Raw genomic sequence first — 20,608 nt, forward strand, 5'->3', positions numbered from 1 at the left:
CTCAGGGCAGCTCGGTGGCGCCCGGCGCCCCCCAATGGCTGATGCGCGAGGTCGCCAGGATCTCGGCGTCGTCGATGGCCCAGGTGTGATCGGCGGCATCGCCCCGGCGCTGGACGAAGCCGAACCGGGAGGTGGAGTAGACGCGCGCGCCCGCATCGAGGGCGCCGCGCAGCAGGGCGGTGTCCTCGCCCCGGGAGGCGTCGGGGAAGCCGACGGCGCGCGCGAGGTCGGCCCTGGCCACGATCGTCGGGCCGGAGACGAAGGAGGTGTACCTGTGCTCCCATTCGGGGAAGCGCAGGACGGTGAGATCGCTGCCCGCCAAATGCGCGTAGTGGGCGTGCTTGCCGACGATCCCTGCGCCCGAGTAGTCGATGGCCGCGAGCGCCTCGGACAGGTAGTGGGGTCCGTAGAGGTCGTCGTCGTCCATCTTGGCGATGAGATCGGCCTCGACCCTCTGGAGCATGGCCGCGTAGTTGGCGCCGAGGCTCGCGCCGGCCGGCGCGCTCATCCAGGTGGCCTCCAGGCCGAGCTCGCGGGCGCAGGCGCGGGCGGCGTCATCGGCCTCGAAGCCGTGGGTCAGGATGACCGGGCGGATCTCCACCCCCTGCTGGGCGGCGAGCGACTCCAGGGCCGCCACCAGGCGATGGGGCCGCTTGGTGGCCACGAGGGGGGCGATGGAGGCGGTCCGGCGGCGCCGCTCGGGCATCCCCAGGTCGGCCAGGACCGTGTCCACCCGGTGGGCGTAGGTGTGGCGGGCCCAGATCTCGCGCTGGGCGAGGTGCGTCATGCGGTCGCCGAGCTCGGGATTGGCGCAGAGCGCCCGCATGGCGTGCTCGGCGCCGACGCGGTCCCGGGCGATGGCGAGGCTCCCGGCGGGCAGGAAGGCACCTGTGGCGGGGCTGGGCATGGTGACGACGGGCGTTCCGCAGGCGGTGATCTCGAAGATGCGCCGCGCCATCATCGAGGGGCTGGTCACCACGGAGTTGACGTTGAGGAAGACCTGGTGGGCGCGGTAGGCGGCCAGCATCTGGACGTAGTCGAGGCTGCCGCGCACGGCGGCGTCGTGGGGCGCGGGGAACTGGTAGCGATCGTCGTCCCCCAGGTAGCGCGAGTAGATGACGAGGTCGTGGCCGGTGCGGCGTCCGGCGTCGGCGGCGGCGCCGAGCAGGATGTCCATCTGCTCGCGGCGCTCGGGGTACTTGTGGGCGAAGTACATCCCGGCGAAGGCGATGCCGCGACGCTCCACGGGGCGCCCATCGGGGCCGGTCAGGCGGATGGGATTGTGGATGGACGGTTGGGCGGCGAAGGGCAGGACGCCGACGCGGTCGTGCCCGAGCTCGGCCCGGTAGCGCGGCACGAGGGTGGAGTCCGTGGTGTAGACGTGGTCGAAGAGGGCGGCCGTGGCGATGGCGTCGTCGTAGTGGGCCGGGTCCTCCTTGTTCCAGAAGACCGTGGGGATGCCCGCTGCCCGCGCGGCGGCGATCAGGGCGCGCAGCCCCTTGGAGGGGGCCGAGTCGCCCAGGACCTGGTAGATCCAGGCGTCGTCATTCCCGTGCCAGGCGGACTCCACGAAGATGAGGTCGAGGCCGCTCTCAGCGAGCTGCTCGCGCCAGCGGCGCGGTTCCAGGGGCACGGCCCGCCACTCGTAGCGCAGGGCGAGGGAGGTGAACTCGTCGGCGATGACCCCCGCGGTCACCTCGTGCCGGGGTGCGGCGGCCTCGGGCAGGGCCCAGTCGGGGATGCCCGCCACGCCCCGCGCGACGGCGGGGCGCGAGCGCCGGTGGCTCGCGGTGGGCCGGGCGGCGCGCCGGCGGCGGCGGTGCTCCCTCAGGCCCGCCGGGCCGCCGTGACGCAGGTGCCACAGCGCGCGCCGCAGGCTCACAGCTCGATGGTGCCCTCGGGGAGGGACCAGCCCAGGATGAGGGCGTTGACGGCCATGAAGGTCGGGCCGAGGACGACTCCGGGCACCCATGGGTGGTCGGCGATCCTGACATCCGAGGAGTCGAAGAGGAGGGTGGGGCGCCCCAGGCTCTGGGCGTACTGGACGACCATGTCGTGCTGCGGCGACTGCGGGGAGGTGAGGAACACCCCCCTGGCCCCGGTGGGGCGCTCGGAGGCCAGGAGTTGGGCGAACACGCTGTCCTTGGTGGAGGTGAAGACCTCCGGGCCCGTGAAGTGGGCGTCATCTCGGGAGCGCTCGTAGTACTGGTCCCCCAGCACGGGGTCGGCGGCCACGAAGGGCAGGCCGAGGGCCACCCCGTGGCGCACGGCGCCGGTGGCGCCCTTGGACGAGCCCAGGAGGCAGACCTGCGCCGGCGGGATCTCGAAGGAGCGGATCACCCGGGCGATGAGTGCGCTGATGGCGGCGGCGTTGCCCGGGGCGTCGAGGGTGTCGCCGTAGAAGGAGCCGACAACGCCTCCCAGGTCGCCGATGCGCAGGATCGCGGTGTCCCCGGGGGTCAGCCCGCGCAGGTGCTGGTAGTGGTGGGGGAAGTACCTCCACAGGGAGGCCTCGTTGTAGTTCGTGTGGATCGCTGAGAAGACCACGACGAGGCGCCGCAGGGCGTTGCCGCCCTCGGGCAGGATCATCTGGTAGAGGACGCCGTCCTTCGTCATGGAGATCTCACCGGAGGTGATGGGCTCCCAGAAGCTGCGGATCCGGCCGCGGGCGATGTACTTGGCCACGCCGTCGCCGCCCTCCCAGATGAAGTAGCCCTTGCCCGCCAGGAGCTTGTGCAGGGCGTGGAGGCGGGCGTCGGAGCGGCCCACGCCGATGGGGCCCCCGGAGCCGGTGATCGCGGCGTCGGCGACCCGGATGAAGTCGGGGTCCTGCTCGGCCAGGGCGGCCTGGAAGCCGACCGGATCGGAGGCGAAGTCGTCGAGGGGGACGTCCCACACGCCCTTGTGGGGGCGGCGGGGCAGGAGCTCAACACCGTCTAGGTAATCCATCTCGGTACCTCTCAGCTCTGGCGGGCGCTGGTGGACTGGGCCGCGATCGTGCTCCCCACCGGGATCCCCAGCAGGAGGGCGTTGAGCGCGGCGATGGCTGGCCCGAGGACCGCGCGCGCCACGTCGGGGTGGGCGCCGACCCTGGGGTCATCGGACTCGTGAACGGCGCAGGGGCGCCGCAGGTCCCGGGCGAAGGCGAGGGCGTCGGAGGAGATCTCCGAGCCCCGGGCGGTCAGGACGACGCCGGGCGGCGGGGAGGCTGAGCCGGGCTCGTCGATGAGCTCGGCGAGGACCTCCTCGACGCGCCTGGGGAAGATGGGGGCGCCGGTGAAGTGCTGGTCGTCGCGCTCCTCCCGGTAGAAGGTGTCGTCGACGATCGGGTCGACGGCGATGAAGGGCAGGTGGAGGCGCAGCCCATGGATGGCGGCGCCGGTGGCGCCCTTGGAGGGGCCGATGAGGCAGACGCGCTGGGGCGGCAGGCCGAGCCTTCGGATGGCGGCCACGATGAGCTCGGAGATGTCATCGCAGTTCGACGGCGCGTCGGCGGTGTCCATGAAGAAGGAGCCGGAGATGCCGCCGAGGTCGCCCAGCCTCAGCACGGCGGTGCCGGGGGGCGTGAGGGACCCGATGTGCCGGAACTGGGGGAAGATGTAGCGGTCCAGCCCGGGGTGGTTCCAGTCCGAGTGCATGCCGGAGAAGACGACGACGAGGTAGCGGGCGGGCGCGCCCCACTCGGGCTCGTGGTAGGAGTAGGCGACGCCGGAGCGGGTCAGGGAGCACTCGCCGGTGCGCACCTCGTCCCAGAAGGAGCCGACGCAGCCGCGCCGCACGAGGACGCCCTCGCCGTCGCCGGCGCCGGCCACGAGGTAGCCCTCCGCGGTGATCGCCTTGAGCGCCGCCCTGATTCCCGGGTCCTGGCGGGCCAGGGCGATGAGGGTGGTGACAGCGCTCAGGCGCTCGTCGGTGACCCTCAGGCGGTCCGGCGGCGCCATGGTCGCGGGCCTGAGGATCGCCTGCGGCGAGGCCATGAGCGAGGGCAGGTCCACGGTCACGGTCCTGCTGCCCGCCTCCTGGCGGACGGTCCCCACGTCGTCGAAGACTCCCACTGTTCCTCCTCGTGCTGGGCGCGGCTGGGATGTCGCTGCTTGTCGGTCGGTCAGGTCATGAGGGCGCCGAGCGCCCGTTCGGAGGCGTGCCCGTCGTCCCAGGGGACGAAGAACTCGGCCCGCTGGCGGTAGCGGTCCCCGTAGCGCTCGTTGTAGGCGTCGATGCCCCGGAGCTCGGCGAGGAGGGCGTCCTGCTCGTGCAGGAGGGGGCCCACCGCGCACTCCCCGACGGTCATGTACATGCCGCGCGAGGCGGTGTAGTCCTCCAGGTCGGGGACGTAGTTGAACACGGGCTTGCCGGTGCACAGGTAGTCGAACATGACCGAGGAGTAGTCCGTGACCAGCGCGTCGGAGACGATGAGCAGGTCGTTGATGTCGTGGTGCTCGGTCAGGTCGAGGATCCGGGCCCGGCTGGCGTCCTTGGCCGAGGCCCGGCGGTTGTAGTTGTGCCCGCGCAGGATGATGGTCCACTCCTCGCCGAGCTCGTCGGCCAGGCGGTCCAGGTCGAGCAGCTCGCGCATGGCCGAGACCTGGCCGCCGGCGCCGGTCTCGCGGAAGGTCGGGGCGTACAGCAGCACGCGGGCGTCGGCGCGCAGGCCGAAGCGGGAGCGCAAATGGGTGCGCTCGGCCTCGTCGGCCCGCACGAGGCGGTCGTTGCGGGGGTAGCCGATCTCCAGGATCGGGCCGTCGTAGAAGAACTCGCGGGCGGCGATGGAGGAGAAGAAGGGGTTGGGCGAGACGAGGCCGTCCCACTCCGAGCTCTCCTCGCGGCCCCGCAGGGCGCCGACGGCGTAGGCCCAGGGGGTCTCCTCGATGTGGGAGCGCCCGATGTGCTTGAGCGGCGTGCCGTGCCAAGTCTGCAGGTAGCGCTGGAAGGGGCGGTTCCCGTAGCCCTCGATGCCGCCGACGTTGTTGACGACGTAGCGGGCACGGGCGAGCACCTCGAACCACTTCGCGGAGCCCTTGAGCAGCGGGGTGGCGCCGTCGGGCACGATGACCGAGCCGTCGTTGACGGCCCAGTACAGGTCCAGGCCGGTGTCCTGCCTCTTGAGCTCCTCGAAGAGGGCCAGGGGCGAGTCGGCGGCGTGCCCCTCCATGAAGGACGCGAACACGGCGGCGTCCATGGGCTCGACGCCCGTGGCGGTCCTCCACTCGCCCATGAGGCGGAAGCGGTTGTGGCGCCCGCGCTCGGTGTGGAGCAGACCCTCGTCGACCCTCATGGTCATGTCCAGGGAGTCGGCGGAGATGTGGAAGCGCGAGTGCAGGGTGCCGTCCCAGATGTTCATCTGGAGGGTGGTCTGGAGCAGGGAGGAGTTGGCCCGGATGCGGTACTTGGAGTCACGGCCGTCCACGCGCAGCCAGAAGTGGTACTCCCCCGTCCTCCAGGCGATCTCGCGGTCGGCGTACCAGCCCTTCTTCCAGGGGCGGATGGTCACGGCGAAGCGGCCGGGCGAGGGGATCTCGAAGGAGCAGTGCTCGAAGGCCCCCTGATCGCTCCACATGGAGACCGTGGAGGCGGGATCGACCTCCGCGGGGCAGCGCCCGGTCAGGCGCCAGGCGTGGTCCTCATAGGTGATCTCATCGACGATGAGGGAGGAGGCGCCGTCGACGAGGCACAGGGAGCCGTCGGAGTCACCGCGGACCGACCAGGCCCGGTCGGCGCTCTCCCGCACGAGGCCCTGGGCGGGCACGACCCGCTCCCAGTCCCCGCGGGCGCTCCTGACCTCCAGGTGCCAGCCGTTGCGGGCCCCCTTGGGGACGTCGCGGCCGGGGACCCTCGACATGGACATCGAGGCCTCGACGGCGCCGTCGGCGGCGGCCTTGAGCACCGCGGGCAGTGTGGTGGAGTCGTGGTCGCGGATGTAGCGGGCCTCGCGGATCGGCGAGCCGTCGACGGAGCGGATGACGGTGGCGAGGCTGGCGTCGCGCTCGACGACGCCGGTGGCCATGAAGGAGAAGCGGCGCTGGTCCAGGGTCAGGGGCCTGGTCCAGGAGGACCAGTCGATGGAGGCGCTCCAGCCGTCGTCGGAGATGGCGGTGTCCCCCAGGCGGATCGCCCCGCCGCGCCACACGGGGCGCATCTCCTCGAACTCGGAGGCGTGGGTGCGCGAGGCCACCGAGTACCACAGGCTCCAGGTCCGCGACGCGCCGGGCTCCTCCGGCAGGGCGGGCAGACGGGCGGCCAGGGGCTCGGAGATGATGAAGCCGCAGTCCTCGCGGTCCCCGATGCCGGCGGGCCAGGAGCCGTTGGCCCACTCGTTGCGCACCCGGCGGTGCTCGATGGGCGCGGTCAGGCCGTCGGTGGAGCGCAGCTCGAAGGAGATGACCTGCTCGCTGCCCGTGGGCAGGATGTCGAGGAAGGCGTAGCCCTCGACGGTGAGCAGTCCGTCGCGGATCTGGGCCTCGGTGACCGTGCAGCGGGGCTTGGCGTAGCGGGTCATCGAGTCGTAGCCGCCCTCGATGAGGGGGGCGAGCATCTCGGTGTTGACGCTGAGATCGGCGTGGATGCCGCGCTCGTCCTCGACGATGGGGATGTCGAAGAAATGGCGGTTGATCCACGCCTCGGCGCGGTCGGCCATGGCGATCTCGCCGCGGGCCTGCCAGGCCACGAGGGCCCGGCGCCCCAGGGGGATGCGGGCCAGGAGGTCCGGGGTCACATACGGCCAGTAGCGGGCGAGGGTGGAGATGTAGGCCTGGTCGAACTGGGGGTCGTGCCCGAGGTAGGGGGCGTAGACGGGCAGGTCGCCCTCGAGGAGCTTGAACAGGAGGGTGTCGCGCAGGACCTCGGAGTTGTCCTGGTCGGCGACGAGGTCCCAGGTGCGGTCCACCATCTCCATCTTGTCGACGAGGTTCTTCAGCTCCCCGCGCTTCTGGGTGATGGAGGAGCGGTCCTCGCGCTCCCGGTAGAGGTAGACCGAGTCGAAGACGACGTCGATCGCCGAGGCCGCCGCGTAGGCGCGGGCCACGGGGAACATATCCTCGTAGAGCTTGCCGACGGGGAAGTCGATGCCGTTGGCCGCCAGCAGCGACCGCCGGTAGACCTTGTTCCAGGAGGTCGTGTCGAACATGAGCTCGGGGTGCTCCTGGATCTGGACGCCGGTGGCCACCCTGGACCCGGGGGCGAGCTCGGGGTAGAGGGACGGGTCATGGGAGTAGCCCTGGTTCCAGCCCTGCCATTTCCTCTCGCCCTGGAATCGGAGCACGTTGCCCGTGGCGATATCCGATCCGCTGTGCTCCAGGGCACCCATGAGCCGCTCATAGGCACGGGGGTCCAGGAGATCATCGGAGTCGACGAAGCCGATGAAGTCGCCGGTGGCGACGGCCATTCCCGCGTTGCGCGCGTCGGAGAGCCCGCCATTGGGCTTGTGGACCACGCGGATGCGGGCATCGCGGGCGGCCCAGTCGTCGCACATCTGGCCGCAGCGGTCCGGCGAGCCGTCGTCGACGAGAATGATCTCCATATCCTTGTAGGTCTGCTTGACCACGGACTCGACGGCGGCGTCGAGGTACTCCTCGACCTTGTACACCGGGATGACGACGGAGAGCTTGGGGCCGGTGGTCATGGAGTGCTGGACCGGCTCGGTGGAGGCGGCCGCCGCGAGCACGGGCGGCAGGTGCGATGGCTCCTGGTGCTGCTCGGCGGTCTGGTGGCGCCGGTGGTAGAGCGCTCGCCGCACGGACTTGGGCACAACGGCGCGCCAGATCGGCTTCAACGCGGTTGTCGCGGAGGATTCGGGGCTATCCGCGGCCATCAGGCCTCCTTCGTGCGAGTGTTAGCGGGATCGTCAGCAGGGGATCAGGACTGGGTCATGTCGCTCTTGATCTGCGTCGTCGATATCTCAGGCGTCCGGGGCAGGTACACGATCTCGCAGAGACCGCCGAGCTGCTCATCGAACCGTCCCGTCCAGTCGTCACCCATGACGAAGGTGTCGATCTCGTACTTGACGAGGTCATCGACCTTCTGCTCCCAGTTGTTCTCGGGGACCACCAGGTCGACATAGCGGATGGCCTCGAGCATCGCCCGGCGCTCCTCATAGGAGAAGTAGGCCTTCTTGCCCTTCCCGGCGTTGAATTCATCAGACGACAGTGCGACCACGAGATAGTCGCCCAGGGCCCTCGCGCGTCGGAGCAGCTCGATATGCCCGTAGTGCAGGAGATCGAATGTCCCATATGTGATGACGCGACGCATCGAAGAACTCCTCAGGGAGAGGCCAGAGCACCTTCAGAACCGAAGATCACGATTCGACACCGAGTATGGTCGATCATTCCGATCCTGTCACCCGTTCAATGGTCGCAATTCCATGGACAACCTCACAGGAACAGCATTTGACCTGGTAATTCTCAGCGAACTTTCAGGATTGCCGCCGGCGCCAGAGTCCTCGGGTGTCGATGACGGCCCTGCCCGCGAGCGCCGCCTGGTCGAGCCCGCGCATCTCCCGGTGGTCCACGAGGAGCACCACGACGCCCGCCTGGGCCACCGCGTCCGCGACGGGCGCCAGGCTCACGCCGGGCAGGCCGGACAGGGACTCCGGCAGGGCGTCGATATGCGGCTCGGCGATGATGATCCTCGCGCGCGGGAGCGCCCGCGCCAGCGCCTCGACGATGGCCAGGGCGGGCGATCCCCGCAGATCGTCGACGTCGGCCTTGAACGCGAGCCCCAGTGCCGCGATGGTGGGCGCCTCCTGGCCCCTGACGGCGTCCAGCACCCGTTCGACGACGCGCCCGGGCGCGGCGTCATTGACCTCGCGGGCGGCCCGGATGAGCCGCGCCCGCTCGGGGGCGGCCTCGACGATGAACCAGGGATCCACCGCGATGCAGTGCCCTCCCACGCCGGGGCCGGGCTTGAGGATCGACACCCTCGGGTGCCGGTTGGCCAGCTCGATGAGCTCCCAGGGGTCCACGCCCTGGTCGGCGCAGATCACGGCGAGCTCATTGGCGAACGCGATGTTGACGTCGCGGTAGGCGTTCTCCGCCAGCTTGGCCAGCTCCGCGGTGCGCGCGTCGGTGAGCAGGATCCCTCCGGCGGAGAAGGCGGCGTAGAGGTCGCGGGCCCGCCGCGCCCCCCGGGCGGTGAGCCCGCCGATGATCCTGTCGTTCTCGACGATCTCGGCCATCGCCCGCCCCGGCAGCACCCGCTCGGGGCAGTGGACGACGTCGACGGCCGCGCGGCCCGGCCGCACCGGGCCGGGGCCGCTCGCGGCGGCCTGGTCGTCCCGCTCCGCCAGCGGGACGACCAGGTCGGGGCGGGCCGCCTGGATGGCGCGGGCCAGGCGCGCCGTGGTGCCCGGCGGCGACGTCGACTCCAGGATGACGAGCTCGCCCCCGGCGAGCACTGGCGCGATGGCCGCCCCTGCGGCGTCGACACTGCTCAGGTCCGCCCGGTGGCCGGCGGCCAGGGGCGTGGGGACGGCGACGACGTAGGCGTCGGCCCGCGGCATCGCCCGCTGCGTGGTGAGCCGGCCCCTCATGACCTGCTCAGCGATGGCCTGCTTCAGGCCCTCCTCGACGAAGGGCGGCTCCCCCCTGCCCACGGCCTCGACTCTCGGCGCGGAGGTGTCCACGCCGATCACCCTCAGGCCGGCGCCGCCCAGGGCGGCGGCGGTGGGCAGGCCGGTGTATCCCAGGCCGACCACCGCGACGGTGCTGATCGGGGCGCCATCGGACGGGTTGGCCGGGGTCAGGGTTCGCGTCGTCGTCACTGTCTCACTCCATCCGAATGCCCATGGGGCGGATCGTTCCGCCTGTCCTGCTCCGACCGCCCGTGGTCGGCGAGGCCGCGATCTGTCTCACTCGACGGCGGACGGCAGCTGCGGGACGGCGTCGGCGTGCTCGGCGAGGTACTGGGAGACGGTGTCGTCGGCGACCGCCTCGAAGAGCGGGGCGTCAGCGGCCTGGTCCAGCAGGACGATCGACTGGCCGTCCTCACTCGTGCTCGTCCCCTGGTAGGGGGCGGTCACGTAGGTGATGCCGCCCGACCCCAGGCCCCGCAGGCTCAGGGCGAGGGACTGCATCTCGTCGATCGAGAAGCCCTCGTCCACCGACATGGTCCCGGCCGCCACGGACAGGAAGCTGTAGAGCCCGGCGGGATCGGACATGAGGCCGCCGTTGAGGACCTGGGAGACGATGGCGCGCATCCATGCCTGCTGACGCTGGATCCTGGAGAAGTCCCCGTGGGAGAGGCTGTAGCGCTCCCGGGTGAAGGCCAGGGCCTGCGCGCCGTTGAGGTGCTGGGGCCCCGCGGCGAACTCGGTGCCCGCCAGCGTGGTCGGCTTCTCCAGGCGGAGCGTCACCCCGCCGATCTCGTCGGTGAGGGTGGCGAAGGACTCGAAGTCGGCCACCGCGAAATGGTCGATGCGCACGCCGGTGAGGTTCTCAACGGTCTGGATCGCCAGGGCCGGCCCGCCGTAGGAGAAGGCGGAGTTGATCTTCCCCGTGCCGTGCCCGGGGATGGGGACCCAGGAGTCCCGGGGGATGGAGATGACCGAGACGCCCCGGCGGTTGCCGTTGACGTGGATGATCATCATGGCGTCCGTGCGCTGGCCGCCCTGCTCCCACTGGGAGGGATCGCCGGCGCTGATCCGGGAGTCCGACCCCATGACGAGGATGTTGACCGGGGCGTCGCCCTCGACGTCCGCGGCGGTGGGACGCTCGGTGAGGCCGACGAAGGGGTCGGGGATCCTCTCGATGGCCGAGTCCACGCGATGGCGCAGCCACCATCCGAAGGCGCCGACGCCCGTGACCAGGACGAGCAGGAGGACCAGGACGGAGACGAGCGCGATCCGCCAGCGGCGCCCGCGGCGGCGCGCCGGGGCCGCCTCGCCCGCCTCGTCGTCGGCCGCGGGCATCGATGCGGCGGCGGTGAGGAGCGCGACGCCCTCATCAGTCCCGCCGTCGGTGGGCGCCTCCTCGGGATCGGCGGTCCCGCCGGGCTCCGGGGCGTCGTCGGCGCCCGGCTCGACCGGACTCATCCGCTCGCCCGGCCGGGGCGCCTCGGCGCTTGAATCGTCGGTGTCGCTCGGCGCATCCGGATTTCTCGCGCTGTCATCGGCGGCAGGGACGAGATCAGGGGTCTCGTTCATGGGGCTATGGCATCACACAGGGCGGTTTTCCACCAGCCCGCGAGACCGGCTGGTGTGTCATCAGGGCAGATGCCCCAAGGGCTGCGCCACCCAGGCGCGCAGGCGCTCCAGAGTCCGCTCGACGGGATCGGGGCCGCACCGCTGCGGGGGCGGGGCCGTGGCCCGCTCACCGCCGGGCCCGGGACGCGCGGGCAGGACCCGGCGCAGCTCGGCGACGAGCCCGGCGTCGTCGCGGGTGACGGGCCAGGGGGCATCGTCGGGCCACTGGCCGTACAGGCCCCGGCGGCGCCGGTAGTCCTCCAGGTCGGGCACATGCGCGATCGCCGGTCGGCCCGTGAGCGCGAAGTCCATGATGATGCTGGAGTAGTCGGTCACCAGGACGTCCGCCGCGAGCATGAGGGACTCGGCGCTCGGGTGGCCGCTGACATCGAGGACGCCGGGGGGGACGCCGGTCTCACCGGGTCCGCCGGTGGCCCCGTGCGCGCCGTCCGCCTCGCCGAGGGTGAGGAGGTTCATGCGGTGGCCGCGCGCCAGGACGACGGCGCCCGTCTCCCGCGCGATTCGCGCGGCGTCGACGACGCGGCTCATCGGGGACGCCCCCTCGCGCAGGTCCTCGCGCCACGTGGGGGCCAGGAGGATCACCGGCACATCGCCCGCGATCCCCAGCTCGGCGCGGGTCCGACCCCGGGTCTCCGCCCGGGCGCGCTCATCGGCGACCAGGGGCGCGTTGCGGGGGTACTCCCCCACCCAGGTGGTTCCCGTGTAGCCCAGGGCCGAGCGCAGGCGCTCCTCGGCGGCGGCCGATTGGGCGAGCAGCAGGTCCCACTGGGGGGCCTGGGCGGTGATCATGCGCAGGTAGGTGAGGCTGGTCGCCCCGGGGGCGGCGTCGTGGCCGAGGCGCTTGATCGGCGTCCCGTGCCAGGTCTGCAGGACCCGCTGGCCGGGGCGCTTCTCCCACCAGATCGGGAGGCAGTCGTTGGTGATGATGACCCGGGCCGTGCGCAGCGCGCGGAACCACTCCTCGCTGCCGCGGATGAGCGGCGCGGTGCCACGGGGCACGGGCACCGTCCCATCGACGACGGAGAACCAGAGCGGGGCGCCCGTCCCCCGGCGCGCCAGGTCGGCGGCGATGGCGCCGGGGCTGTCCCCGCCGCTGCGGCCCTGGAAGGACTCCAGCAGGACGCCGTCGACCAGCGGCCCGAAGTCCTTCTCGATGAGCAAGCGCCGGCCGCGCCGCGTCCGCTCCTCGGGCGCCAGGGGCGCCAGCAGGCTCAGCGAGACGCGCCCGGACTCGATCCCGAGCCTCGCGCCGCGGGCGTGGCCGGCCAGTTCGAGCGCGGGGGCGAGCCCGGCCGCGGGGGCGCAGTCCGCGCCCGCCCCGTCGGGCAGCGCCCATCGGAGCCAGGAGGCTCCCAGGGGGATCCCCGGGTCGTCGAGCGGGATCCATGCGCGCCACGCCGGGGCGGCGCCGTCGTCGCCCTCCGGCACGGGACCTCCCCTGCCCGGCGCGGGCGCGGGGCTCATGGTGGCCGCCACCGGCCCCCGGGAGGATGCGAGGAGCAGGCGGGCCGAGGACTCCTCCACCCAGTCGCCGCCGGGCCCCTCCATCCAGACGCGCTCCCCCTCGATCCAGGCGCGGGCGATCCGGGCGATCCCGTCGCTCTCCCCCGGTGGGCGCGCGGCGGGCGCGGCCCTGCCGGGCCCCACGCGCAGCAGGCCGTCCGCATCGCGCCAGGCGGCGCTACGGCCCGAGCGCGAGGAGCCGCTCATCCAGACCGGGGCCGCCAGGCGGGTCGAGATCTCCTCGGCGCCCGCGCTCAGCGAGACGCGCAGCAGCGCTCCGACCTCGGGCGGCTCGCCCAGGGCCAGTGCGGCACGGAAGCCGGCGGCACTGTAGCCGCGCCAGGGGTCCTGGGCCTCCTCATCGGCCTCGGGGGCGCAGCGCGTCTCGATCTCGACGGCGCTCGAGGCGGTCCTCCCGCCCTCGCCGTCATCGGCGCCTCCCGCGCCGGCCCGCCCGCCGACCAACTCGATCCGGGGCGCCCCGGCCAGCGCTGGATCGAGACCGGGCACGCGCGCCCAGCCCTCGATGACGAGGGTGCCCGCGTCGCGCCACGCGAGGCTCGTGGCACGGGCCTCCACGCGCAGGTCGATGGGCCGGATGGCGAGCAGCTCCGCGGGCAGGCCGGTGAGGCGGCCCAGGACGGGGGCGTCGGCCGCCAGGCCGGTTAGGGCACGGGCGTCGGGGATGAGGGGAAGGCAGGCGGTGTCCTCAGCGCGCGAGCCCAGGACCTCCCAGAGCTCGTCGAGGGGGCCGCGGGCGAGCGTCCACAGCAGTGCCCGGTCGAGGAGGGGCAGCATCGCCCAGGCCGGGTCGGCCGCGCCGGGGATGAGCCGGGAGGCCAGGGCGCGAAGGGATCGGATCCACCCGTCCCCCGCCGTCGGCGCGCAGAGGGCGAGAGGCAGGAGCCCGTCCCTCAGGAGCGCCCCGAGGACGCGGTCGCGCACGGGTCCGGGGGCGCCGTCGAGCAGTGTCGGCAGGCGGTCCGCCGTGCGGGCCAGGGCCTCCAGCCGACGGTCCCGGCTGAGCGGCTCCGTCGCGGCGCGGGAGTCGACGAGAACATCGACGACGTCGATGCGCCGCGCCGCCAGGAGCAGACCGAGGGCGGCGCCGGCGCGTTCCCGGGGGTCGACCAGAGCGTCGTCGGCCAGGCGCCGCCAGGCGCTCGTTCGGGCCACGAGGCGGCCGGGCACCGGGGCGTCCAGGAGGCCAAGGGCATCATCGAGGCGCAGACCGCGGCCCGCGGGGCCCGGGGGCTCGGCCGTCCAGTCGCCGTCGAGCACTCGGCTCCCCCCGACGGCGAGGTCGGAGCCCGACCGTCTCAGGGAGTCGATGAGGGCGGCGGGCCCGTCATGCTCGATCCGATCCTCACCGCCCATGAGAAGGGCCCAGCGGGAGCGGGCGGCCTCCAGGGCCGCCCGGGCGCCGCCGTCGACGACGCGGACGCGGGAGTCCCGGGAGGCGAGCGCCTCGGCGGTCTCGCGCACGGACCCGGCCGGGGCGGCGCCGTCGGCGATCCCGCCCGCGGCGACGATGACCTCGATCTCGCGCAGGGACTGATTGAGGCAGGAGCGGATCGCGGCCCGGGCCGCCTCCGGTCCCCCCGGGGGGACCAGGATGAAGCTGAGCGCGGGGTGCCTCCACCGCCGGAGGAGGCGCCGGATGATCGCTGGACCGGGCACGATCAGGGGCGGGCCGGGTTCACGGGCCGGACGCGGCTCAGACGAGCCGGTACATCCAGCCGTAGGGGTCGGGCGCCGTGCCGTTCTGGATGGCGGTGAGGCGCTCGTGGATCTCGCTGGTCACCTCGTGACCGGAGAGCTCGACGTCGAAGTCCTCGCCCTTGAGTCGCCCGAGCGGCACGACGACGGCCGCGGTCCCGCAGGCGAAGACCTCGGTGACGGCGCCGGAGCGGATGGAGTCGAGCAGGCCGGCCAGGCTGATCGTGTCCTCCACGACCGCGCGCCCGGCGTCCGACAGGAGGCGCAGGATCGCCGAGCGGGTGGATCCCTCGAGGATCGTGCCGGTCAGGCGGGGCGTGCGCACGGTGCCATCGGCGTCAACGACCATGAGGTTCATGCCGCCGAGCTCCTCGATGTTCGTCTGGGTGACGTCGTCGAGGAAGCAGACCTGGTCGCAGCCCTGCTCGGCCGCGATCTGCTGGGGCAGGAGGGAGCCCGCGTAGTTACCACCGGTCTTGGCGGCGCCCGTGCCGCCGCGGCCCGCGCGGTGGTAGTCGCTGGAGACCCAGATGCTGATGGGTGTCAGCCCGCCCGTGAAGTAGGCGCCCGACGGCGAGGCGATGGCGTAGTAGTCGATGACGCGGGCGGGGTGAACCCCGAGGAAGGGCTCGGAGGCGAAGGCGAAGGGCCGCAGGTAGAGGGACTCGCCATCGCCGGTGGGGACCCAGGCGGCATCGGCGCGCACGAGATCGACCAGAGAGGCGATGAAATCCTCCTCGGGCAGCTCGGGCATGGCCAGGCGGCGGGCGGAGGCAGCCATGCGGGCCGCGTTGTACCGGGGGCGGAAGGTCCACACGGAGCCGTCGGCGTGGCGGTAGGCCTTGATGCCCTCGAAGACCTCCTGGCTGTAGTGGAGGACGGCCGCCGCCGGGGAGAGGCTGATCTCGCCGAAGGGGATGATGCCGTGACCGGTCCAGCCCTGCCCGGCGATCCAGCGGGCGTGAGCCATGTGGTCGGTGAAGCTGGAGCCGAACCCGGGGTTGGCGAGTCTCTCCGCCCGCTCCGCCTCGTCGGCGGGGGCGGGGTTGGGCGTGAGCGCGAAGCGGCCGGCGAGCTCATCCGCGGCGGGGACGGGGACCTCCGCTGCGCGGGCCAGCGGGGTGGTGGGGAGGTCGATCGGGGAGGAGGGTGTCGCAGCGGTGGTCTCAGGCATGGCCACACCCTACGTCGGTTCTCATTGACCGGACAGGGGATCTCATATGCCGTCTCGCTCGAGGTGCCGCGCAGAGGCCGTAGGCGCGGCACCGAGAGGCTCAGGCCCGCAGCGCCGCGACGATCGCGTCCCCGATCTCGCTGGTCGAGCGGGCGAGTGGGCCGCCGTCCTCGTTGGCCCGCGCCCGGGCGGCCATGTCGGCGTCGACGGCGGCGCTCACCCGGGCGGCGGCATCGGGCTCGCCGATGTGCTCCAGCAGGAGGGCGACGGCCAGGATCGTGGCGGTGGGGTCGGCGATGCCCTGGCCCGCGATGTCGGGCGCGGAGCCGTGGACGGGCTCGAACATGGAGGGGAGGGCGCGGTCGGGGTTGATGTTGCCGGAGGCGGCCAGGCCGATGCCGCCGGTGATGGCCCCGGCCTCGTCGGTGAGGATGTCGCCGAAGAGGTTGTCGGTGACGATGACGTCGAAGCGGGAGGGGTCGGTGACCATGTAGATGGTGGCGGCGTCGACGTGGCAGTAGTCGACGCTCACGCCGGGGTACTCGGCGCCGACGGCCTCGACGGTGCGCCGCCACAGGTGGCCCGCGTGGACGAGGACGTTGTGCTTGTGGACCAGGGTGAGGTGCTGGCGGCGGGCGTTGGCCTGCTCGAAGGCGTAGCGCACGAGGCGCTCGACGCCGAAAGCGGTGTTGACGCTGACCTCGGTGGCGATCTCGTGGGGGGTTCCCACGCGCACGGCACCGCCGTTGCCGCAGTAGAGGCCCTCGGTGCCCTCGCGCACGACGACGAAGTCGATGTCCCCGGGCTCGGCCAGCGGTGTGGGCACGCCCGGGTAATGCCTGGCGGGGCGCAGATTGACGTAGTGGTCGAGCTCGAAGCGCAGGCGCAGCAGGAGACCGCGCTCCAGGACGCCGGAGGGCACGGAGGGGTCGCCGACGGCGCCCAGGAGGATGGCGTCGTGCTCCTTGATGGCGGCGAGGTCCTCGTCGGTGAGGGTGTCGCCGGTGGTGTGCCACCGCTCGGCGCCGAGGTCGAAGTCGGTGCGCTCGATGGTCGTGCCGGTGCCCGCCAGGGCGGCGTCGAGGACCTTGAGGCCCTCGGGGACGACCTCCTTGCCGATGCCGTCGCCGGGGATCACTGCGAGCCTGATGGTCTGCGTCATGGTCGGACCCTATGGTCTGTCTCGTTCCAGCTCCGCGCGCATCTCATATTGCGGCCTCGCGGGGGCTGAGCGCGCCGGGAATGCGCTGCGGGGCCCGCCGATGATCTCGGCGGGCCCCGCGGGCCTCGGCGTGGAACCGGTCTCGATCGCCACTTCGACCGGTCTCGATGACGTTATCGACCGGTCTCGCGAGGATGGGCGGGTCAGCGGGCGACGGAGCCCTCGGTGTAGTCGGAGTCGACCTCGGCGCGCCAGGCGAACATGGAGCGCACCTCGCGGCCGGTGGCCTCGATCGGGTGGGCCTCGCCCTCGGCCCGCAGCCTCTTGAACTCCGGGGCGCCGGCGGCCTGGTCATCCATGAAGCGCTTGGCGAAGGAGCCGTTCTGGATATCGCCGAGGACCTCCTTCATGTGCTCCTTGACGTCCGGGGTGATGACGCGCGGGCCGGAGACGTAGTCGCCGTACTCGGCGGTGTCGGAGCAGGACCAGCGCTGCTTGGAGATGCCGCCCTCGTTGATGAGGTCCACGATGAGCTTCATCTCGTGGCAGACCTCGAAGTAGGCCATCTCGGGCTGGTAGCCGGCCTCGACGAGCGTCTCGAAGCCGTACTCGATGAGCTTGGAGATGCCGCCGCACAGGACGGTCTGCTCGCCGAAGAGGTCGGTCTCGGTCTCCTCGCGGAAGGTGGTCCTGATGGCGCCGGCGCGAGTGCCGCCGATGGCCTTGGCGTAGGACAGCACGAGCGGCCAGGCCCCGCCGGTGGCGTCCTGCTCGACGCACACGAGCACGGGCACTCCGCGGCCGGCCTCGAACTCGCGGCGCACCGTGTGGCCAGGGCCCTTGGGGGCGACCATGATGACGTCGATATCCGCGCCGGGCTTGATGTAGCCGTAGTGGATGTTGAAGCCGTGGGAGAACAGGAGGGCGGAGCCGGGCTTGATGTTCGGCTCGATCTCCTGGGAGTACAGGGTGGCCTGGACCTGGTCGGGGGCGAGGACCACGACGACGTCCGCCCAGGCGACGGCCTCGGCGATCGGCTTGACGGCGAGCCCCGCCTCCTCGGCCTTGACGACGGACTTCGAGCCCTCGCGCAGACCCACGACGACCTCGACCCCGGAGTCGCGCAGGCTGAGGGCGTGGGCGTGGCCCTGGGAGCCGTAGCCGATGACGGCCACCTTCTTGGAGGCGATGATGGACAGGTCCGCGTCGTCGTCGTAGAACTTCTCTGCTGCCATGGTGGGTCACTTCTCCTTGAGTTGATCGGTGATGGATCTTGGACCGCGTGTGATGGCGACGGCCCCGGACTGCACGATCTCCTTGACCCCGTAGGGCTCCAGGGAGGTCAGCAGCGCCCGGACCTTCGACTCCGAGCCGACGGTCTCGATGACCACGGAGCTCGGGGAGACATCGACGACATGCGCGCGGAACAGGTCGACGATCTGCAGGACGGCGGTGCGGTTGGCATCGTCGGCGTGGACCTTGATGAGGTAGAGCTCGCGCTCCACCGAGGTGGCGGGATCGAGCTCGACGATCTTGAGGACGTTGACGAGCTTGTTGAGCTGCTTGGTCACCTGCTCCATGGCCCGGCCCTCGGCGTCGGCGATCACGGTGATGCGCGAGACGCCGTCGGTGTCGGTGGGGCCCACGGCCAGGGAGTGGATGTTGAAGCCGCGACGGGTGAACAGCGCGGACACACGGGTCAGGACGCCCGGGGTGTCCTCGACCAGCACGGACAGGGTGTGCATCGTGCTCGCGGCGCTCGCCGCGCCCGCAGTACTGGCTGCGCTCATGGGGCTCACTCCTCCTCCCACGCCGGGCTCATGCCCAGGGCGTGCTGGATCTCGTCATTGGACACGCCCGCGGCGACCATCGGCCACACCTGGGCGTCGGCCGAGCAGATGAAGTCGACGACGACGGGGCGGTCGTTGATGGCGTTGGCCTTCTCGATGACCGCGTCGAGGTCCTCCAGGCGCTCGCAGCGCAGGCCCACGGCGCCGTAGGCCTGCGCCAGGGCCACGAAGTCGGGGATGCGCCGGGTTCCGGCGCCGGTGTGCAGGTCCGTGTTGGAGTAGCGCTGCCCGTAGAAGAGGGTCTGCCACTGGCGCACCATGCCCAGGGAGGAGTTGTTGATGATCGCGACCTTGATCGGGATCTCGTTGAGGGTGCAGGTGGCGAGCTCCTGGTTGGTCATCTGGAAGCAGCCGTCGCCGTCGATGAGCCACACGGGCCGGTCGGGCCGGCCGACCTTGGCGCCCATGGCGGCGGGCACGCCGTACCCCATGGTGCCGGCCCCCGCCGAGGTGAGCCAGGAGCGCGGCTGGTTGAAGCCCAGGAAGTGCGCGGCCCACATCTGGTGCTGCCCGACGCCGGTGGCCCAGATCGTGTCCTCGGGGGCGCCGGCGGCCAGGTGGGTGATGACCTCCTGGGGCTGGAGGATGCCGTCGTCGGTGTCGGTCCAGGCGATGGGGTAGCGGCGGCGGACGTCGCCGACCTCGGCCACCCAGGGCTCCAGGCTCACGCGCTCCTCGCCCTGCGCGGCGATCGCCGCGGTGAGCGCGGGCACGACGTCGACGAGGTCGCCGACGATGGGCACGTCCGCGGTGCGGATCTTGGAGATCTCGGCGGGGTCGATGTCGACGTGGATGACGGCGGCGCGCCGGGCGAAGGTGTCGGGCCTGCCCGTGACGCGGTCGTCGAAGCGCGCGCCGAGGCTGACGACGACGTCCGCCCTCTGGAGGGCTCCGACGGCGGGCACGGTGCCGTGCATGCCCGGCATCCCCAGGTGGAGGGGGTGATCGGTGGGCATGATGTCCAACGCGGTGAGAGTGGTGACGAAGGGGGCGCCGAGGGTGTCGATGAGCTCGGTGAGGGCCTCGGTGGCGATGCCCGCGCGGGCCAATCCTCCGCCGAGGTAGAGGACGGGGCGCTGGGCGTGGGCGAGGACCTCGGCGGCCTGCTCGATGCGCCGCTGGTTGGGGCGCCCGGGCAGGGTGTAACCGGGCAGGCCCAGCCGGGGCGGCCAGTGGAACTCGGCGGTGCCCACCTGGGCGTCCTTGGTGACGTCGACGACGACGGGGCCCGGACGCCCCGTGGAGGCCAGGTGGAAGGCCTCGGCGATGCGCTCGGGGATCTCCGCGGGATCGGACACCAGGAAGGAGTGCTTGACGAAGGGCATCGTCGAGCCGATCACGTCCGCTTCCTGGAAGGCGTCGGTCCCGATGGAGCCCGCGCCCACCTGCCCCGTGATCGCGACCATGGGCACGGAGTCCATATGCGCGTCACCGATGGGGGTGATGAGGTTGGTCGCCCCGGGGCCGGAGGTGGCCACGCACACGCCCGGTCTCCCGGTGGCCAGGGCGTAGCCCTCCGCCGCGTGCCCGGCGCCCTGCTCATGGCGCACGAGGATGTGGCGGATCCTGGAGCTGGCCAGCAGTGGGTCGTAGAAGGGGAGGATCGCGCCGCCCGGCATGCCGAAGATGTCGGTGACCCCGAGCTCCTCCAGAGAGCGCACGAGGGCCTCCGCTCCCGTCATCACCTCGGGGACGGCCGCGTTCGGGGTGTCCTGGCGCGCCATCATCGCCCTCCAATCGATCGGTCCTCCCGGCGCGGCGCCGGCTGGGACCACCGTATGGCACTCCACGAGACGAGTCATATCAGAGATCGATCATCCCACATCGTGGAATCACGGATCGGGGAATAGTCCATACGGCCCTGTCAGGCCCCATCCCGGGCGCGCCGTGCCTTTGGTCCGTCATCAGACATGGTCCCGTTGATGAGAGAATGTCAGGGCATCCGCCGGGCGCCACCGGCGGGCGGGGGCATCGCAGTCCCTGCACATGACCGCTTCTCAATGACG

General features: G+C 72.1%; 13 protein-coding genes. All 13 read right to left on the reverse strand.

Going from position 1 to position 20,608, the window contains the following annotated elements; translation table 11 throughout:
* Position 1: 1 nt before the first annotated feature.
* Positions 2 to 1,882: a glycosyltransferase family protein gene (locus B1H55_RS01650; RefSeq protein ID WP_096519483.1), complete on the reverse strand. Its 1,881-nt coding sequence runs from the start codon at positions 1,880 to 1,882 to the stop codon at positions 2 to 4.
* Positions 1,879 to 2,949 carry an XcbB/CpsF family capsular polysaccharide biosynthesis protein gene (locus B1H55_RS01655; protein ID WP_073452362.1) on the reverse strand — a complete coding sequence of 357 codons (1,071 nt, stop codon included), beginning with the start codon at positions 2,947 to 2,949 and terminating at the stop codon, positions 1,879 to 1,881. Before B1H55_RS01655 ends, B1H55_RS01650 begins: the two co-directional genes overlap by 4 nt.
* A gap of 11 nt (positions 2,950 to 2,960) precedes the next feature.
* On the reverse strand, positions 2,961 to 4,055 hold the full coding sequence (locus B1H55_RS01660; RefSeq protein ID WP_077239949.1) for an XcbB/CpsF family capsular polysaccharide biosynthesis protein: 1,095 nt from the start codon (positions 4,053 to 4,055) through the stop codon (positions 2,961 to 2,963).
* A 50-nt stretch (positions 4,056 to 4,105) separates the two neighbouring features.
* On the reverse strand, positions 4,106 to 7,807 hold the full coding sequence (locus B1H55_RS01665) for a bifunctional glycosyltransferase/CDP-glycerol:glycerophosphate glycerophosphotransferase (protein WP_073452366.1): 3,702 nt from the start codon (positions 7,805 to 7,807) through the stop codon (positions 4,106 to 4,108).
* Positions 7,808 to 7,851: 44 nt separating this feature from the next.
* Positions 7,852 to 8,244, reverse strand: a complete 393-nt coding sequence (gene tagD / locus B1H55_RS01670; RefSeq protein WP_073452368.1) for a glycerol-3-phosphate cytidylyltransferase — start codon at positions 8,242 to 8,244, stop codon at positions 7,852 to 7,854.
* 163 nt (positions 8,245 to 8,407) lie between these two features.
* On the reverse strand, positions 8,408 to 9,754 hold the full coding sequence (gene wecC, locus B1H55_RS01675) for a UDP-N-acetyl-D-mannosamine dehydrogenase (protein ID WP_073452369.1): 1,347 nt from the start codon (positions 9,752 to 9,754) through the stop codon (positions 8,408 to 8,410).
* An 87-nt stretch (positions 9,755 to 9,841) separates the two neighbouring features.
* Entirely contained in the window at positions 9,842 to 11,134 is a 1,293-nt protein-coding gene (locus tag B1H55_RS01680; protein ID WP_231952571.1) for an LCP family protein, read from the reverse strand.
* Between the two features lie 60 nt (positions 11,135 to 11,194).
* Positions 11,195 to 14,377: a bifunctional glycosyltransferase/CDP-glycerol:glycerophosphate glycerophosphotransferase gene (locus B1H55_RS01685; protein WP_073452371.1), complete on the reverse strand. Its 3,183-nt coding sequence runs from the start codon at positions 14,375 to 14,377 to the stop codon at positions 11,195 to 11,197.
* 37 nt (positions 14,378 to 14,414) lie between these two features.
* Complete coding sequence (locus tag B1H55_RS01690) at positions 14,415 to 15,590, reverse strand: branched-chain amino acid aminotransferase (RefSeq protein ID WP_073452449.1); 1,176 nt, start codon at positions 15,588 to 15,590, stop codon at positions 14,415 to 14,417.
* Between the two features lie 100 nt (positions 15,591 to 15,690).
* Positions 15,691 to 16,752 carry a 3-isopropylmalate dehydrogenase gene (locus B1H55_RS01695; RefSeq protein ID WP_073452373.1) on the reverse strand — a complete coding sequence of 354 codons (1,062 nt, stop codon included), beginning with the start codon at positions 16,750 to 16,752 and terminating at the stop codon, positions 15,691 to 15,693.
* 203 nt (positions 16,753 to 16,955) lie between these two features.
* Entirely contained in the window at positions 16,956 to 17,987 is a 1,032-nt protein-coding gene (gene ilvC / locus B1H55_RS01700) for a ketol-acid reductoisomerase (protein WP_077239946.1), read from the reverse strand.
* A 6-nt stretch (positions 17,988 to 17,993) separates the two neighbouring features.
* Positions 17,994 to 18,542: an acetolactate synthase small subunit gene (ilvN, locus tag B1H55_RS01705; RefSeq protein ID WP_172575537.1), complete on the reverse strand. Its 549-nt coding sequence runs from the start codon at positions 18,540 to 18,542 to the stop codon at positions 17,994 to 17,996.
* Between the two features lie 5 nt (positions 18,543 to 18,547).
* A complete protein-coding gene (locus B1H55_RS01710) occupies positions 18,548 to 20,326 on the reverse strand; it encodes an acetolactate synthase large subunit (RefSeq protein WP_080461535.1) in 1,779 nt (592 codons plus the stop codon).
* Positions 20,327 to 20,608: the final 282 nt, after the last annotated feature.

Source organism: Actinomyces denticolens (assembly GCF_002072185.1).
Lineage (GTDB): Bacteria > Actinomycetota > Actinomycetes > Actinomycetales > Actinomycetaceae > Actinomyces > Actinomyces denticolens.